The following is a 3,784-nucleotide window of genomic DNA, read 5'->3' on the forward strand; positions in this document are numbered from 1 at the left end:
GCACGTCACCAAACCGAGTCGGTGACGCCCTTTCCGGTTTCGGGCTTGTCCTCGAGGGTCTCCACATCGGTGAACACCAGCTCCGCGTCCGCGCGCTCGGCGGCGCCCGGCGGCGCGACGGAAACCGGTGGCTCCATAGGGATCTCGCTCTGGAAGTCGGGCATACCCGGGATCACGTCGGAGAGCTTGGGCAGCCGCGCCCGCTCCTCCGCCACGGGCGCCATGACCTGCTTACTCTGATCGAACACGTCCTGGGCAGCCTGCTGGGCCAGCCGCGTGACGGCTTTGGCGATGTCCTCGTAGCTGTATTCGTCGATGCCACTGCCGAATTTGGTTTGGATGACCACCCCGTTGGCGTTCACCGTCACCGAGATCTGCCGGTCCCTTGTGCTCGCGGTGGCGGTGAGCTTGACCCGCCGCTGCTGCATCTCGGCGATCTCGCGGATACGGCTGCGGAATTCGTCCATCACATCGGCGATCTCGGCATCGCGTCTGGCCATCTAGTTCTCACCAACTCCACAAACTCTCACGGCGGTCCGTGTGGACCGCCCGCCAACCATCAGCAACCGTTCCGGCTCAGATGTTCTCGAACTGCTCTCGACGCTTCTGCTCCTCGCGTTCGGCATTCGTCGCGTTCTGGAACTGGCCGTCGGAGAGCTTGCCCCAGGACTTGGCCATGGTCCGTGTGCCCTCGACAGCGCCCTCGAGCTGGTACTTGAGGCCCTTCGGGTCATCCATGAACTTCTTGCCGAAGACCGGGTCGGAGCTGACGATCGAGATCAGCGAATCCAACTGTGCCTGCACGCGATCGGCGAGGGCGTCCATGCGGTCGCGCACCTTGCCGGTGTCGGTGCCCGCGATGCGCTGCTTTTCCACAAAACTCTCGACGTCCACGGGGCACCTCTCTTCTCACAAGGCCCGTACCAGCCACAAAGCGGCTGGTACGCAGATCTTTCCGACCATTCTGGCACCTCGGCCGACACGGCGGGCCGATTCACCGGGGTGAGAAGCTAAAGAACCCGTTAGGAATTCGCCATCGATCCGTTCCCTGTTGTTAACCCGCAACGGGCAGGCAACAGGTCAGGCGTCGACCATCCCGTTGCGCTCCTGGAAGCGCTGCTCGAACTCCGCGATGTAGCGCGAGGGTGCGATCGAGGACGAGGACTGCTCCAGCACACCGTCATCGGCGATGTAGAACAGCGCACGGCCGATGGCGATCTCACCCGGCGCGGTCGGCACGTAGACCATCCAGCCGCAGCTGATGCGGTCGGCGCGCAGCTGGTCCAGCGGATAGCCGGTGGTGTCGAGATCGCGCTCGAGAATGTAGCGGCGGACCTGATCGATGGCCTCGTCCTCGGGCATCGGATCCGGCAGCGTGGTGGCCACGCCCGCCATGGTGAGCTGGTAGAAGGCGCTGTCGATATCGAAGTCGCCCTCGTCACCGAAGACGCTGATCAGCGTATCCCTCGTCACCACACCGGCTTCCGCGGCCGAGACCAGCGTGGCGACGGCGGCGACCTGGCCGTCGGTGGGTTCGGCGGCGACCAGGCCCGCGATCACGTTGGTCACCGTCTGCGCGGTCCAGATACCGGGCACGGCCTCGGCGAGCTGATCGGCCGTCGGCGACTCGCCGCGGTACCAGCGACCGCCCTCCCACCAGTAGCAGAACGACAGCAAACCGCTGGCGGCCCGAGGATTCAGTACGGGGTTCGCCACCCAGGACGGAGCACCGGCGTAGTACGCGGGCAGCTGCGCGCCCTGGTTGTACGCCGCGTCCAAGGCGGGCGCGTTCCAGACACCACCGGAGAGCACGGCCCGGCCACCGGGCAGCATGTACAGCGTCGAGCCGCCCCGCTTGGCGCCCTCGAACCAGCCGAGCGCGGGCAGAATACGCGGCCCCCACTCGGAACCGACGGCGACGAACGCGGCCGCCAGCACCGCCCAGCGGGCCCACAGCGTGGGCAGCGCCGGGAAATCGCGCTCCGAGATCGTCCCGCGCACACCGGCTTCCCGATCCGTGCGCGCCAAGGCGGCGGCCTGCGCCGGGGTACGGGACTGGCGGTCGCCGTGACTCACGTACGCGGCCAGCCACACCGGCAGCCGCTCCCGCGGATTGGCTTCCAAGTCGGCCTGATACACCGCGGCCGGGAACAGGTGATCGTCCGGGAAAGGCTCGTCACCGTAGTCGTAGTCGATATCCAGCCGGCCCGCGGGCGTCAGCTGCAACAGCAGCCGCCACCACGGGCCGTCGCCCATGGCGGCGGAAACCTCGCGGTGCCTGCGCACCAGCTCCAGCACCGCCTCCGACGGCTGGATACGAACCGAACGCTCCTGATCGTCGCTGAACACGATCTGCGCGACCTCGGCGACCGCGGTGAAAGCGAACACCGCGTCCAGCTTGGACCAGCCCTGCGGGGCGTCGGTGGCCAGTTCGCGGGCCAGATTGTGGCCGATCTCGCGGGCCTGCTCGGCCGGGTCCACGGTTTCGGGCTCCGGCTCCGGCGCGGGATCACCCAGCGAGAACTCCACATCGGGTTCGTCGCTGCTCTCCTCGAACGCCCGCTGGAACTCCTGGCCGAACTCCGCGTCGGCGCGCTGCTCGGGTGTGCGATTCGGCTGCTGATCGCCGGGGACCTGGTTGTCGCCGACCTCGTCGTTCGGGCCTTCTTGGCTGGTCACGGTGCAGCTATCTCCTCATCCACGCACCCGTAACCGGAATCTCGACGAGCGTCCGGTCACAGGCTAGAGCCGAATTGCTGTCCTTCATCCTGGCACAGGATGTCGAAGGGCGACCCGGCAAGCCGAAACCCTCACCCCTCGACAGGATTCGCGGACCCGCCGTGGCGGACCTCGGCCGACCCTCGTAGGGCAGGACGAGGCCGCGGAGCTGCCTGCGGACCGGGGTGCCGGTCATCGGTTCCTTCGAAGGAAGCAGCTGGGAATGAATTTTCGCGCACCCGGCGGTCGTTCGTCTCGCTCATGAGCGGTGACTTCCCTAAGAATCTGTCAAGGTCTCGGGTGTGCCGGTCCCCCGCACCCGATACCCCTGCGGACGGAACCTCCGATTTGCGAGGATCTGGACGTGAGACTTGCGATAGTCGAAGACGACCCCGGAGTCGGCGACGCCCTCGTCGCGGCGCTGCGTGCCAAGGACTATCAGGCCGATCACCTCCGGCGCGGCGCCGATCTCCTGCTCACCCACGACCGCTACGACGCCGTCATCCTCGATCTCGGCCTCCCCGACATGGACGGCCTGGAGGTGTTGCGCAAACTCCGCGAGGTCAGCTCGGTGCCGGTGCTGATCCTCACCGCGCGCAGCGGCGAACGCGCCGTCATCCGTGGTCTGCGCGCCGGAGCCGACGACTACCTGACGAAGCCGCCGCGGGTCGGCGAGCTGGTGGCGCGCCTGGAAACCGTCACCCGCCGCGCCGGTACCCCCGCCGCCCCCGCCCCGCTGGTGGTGGTGACCGGCGACGTCCGCGTCGACTTGCAAGCACGCACCGTCGAGGTCGCGGGCGCCCCGATCACGCTCACCCACAAGGAATTCGAACTGGTGCGCGTTCTCTTGGAGCGTCCGGGGTCCGCCGTCAGCCGGCAGCAACTCATGGACCGCATCTGGGGCGACGCCTTCGCCGCCATCTCCCGCGCCCTCGACGTCCACATGGCCGCGCTGCGCGCCAAACTCCAGCGCCCCCACCTCATCACCACCATTCGCGGCTACGGGTACCGATGGGAAACGGAACCCCCTGATCCCTGACGGCTTGTTCTTCGCGGAACGTGCGGG

General features: G+C 67.5%; 4 protein-coding genes. 1 reads left to right on the forward strand and 3 read right to left on the reverse strand.

All coding sequences use genetic code 11. From position 1 onward, the window contains the following. Positions 1-5 precede the first annotated feature (5 nt). The 3 genes from NAM01S_RS14465 to NAM01S_RS14475 all read right to left on the reverse strand — a co-directional run bounded on the left by NAM01S_RS14465 (position 6) and on the right by NAM01S_RS14475 (position 2,679). On the reverse strand, positions 6-500 hold the full coding sequence (locus NAM01S_RS14465) for a YbaB/EbfC family nucleoid-associated protein (RefSeq protein ID WP_067785120.1): 495 nt from the start codon (positions 498-500) through the stop codon (positions 6-8). Between the two features lie 76 nt (positions 501-576). Next, positions 577-894, reverse strand: a complete 318-nt coding sequence (locus NAM01S_RS14470) for a hypothetical protein (protein ID WP_143861526.1) — start codon at positions 892-894, stop codon at positions 577-579. Positions 895-1,080: 186 nt separating this feature from the next. Beyond that, on the reverse strand, positions 1,081-2,679 hold the full coding sequence (locus tag NAM01S_RS14475; protein ID WP_253798667.1) for a hypothetical protein: 1,599 nt from the start codon (positions 2,677-2,679) through the stop codon (positions 1,081-1,083). Between the two features lie 403 nt (positions 2,680-3,082). Between NAM01S_RS14475 and NAM01S_RS14480 the strand changes: the two genes are divergently transcribed. Continuing rightward, positions 3,083-3,757 (forward strand): response regulator transcription factor, encoded by a 675-nt coding sequence (locus tag NAM01S_RS14480; protein WP_067785124.1) that lies wholly within the window; start codon positions 3,083-3,085, stop codon positions 3,755-3,757. Positions 3,758-3,784 lie beyond the last annotated feature (27 nt).

Origin of the sequence: Nocardia amikacinitolerans NBRC 108937 (assembly GCF_001612615.1) — a bacterium.
In the GTDB taxonomy this organism is placed as follows: domain Bacteria; phylum Actinomycetota; class Actinomycetes; order Mycobacteriales; family Mycobacteriaceae; genus Nocardia; species Nocardia amikacinitolerans.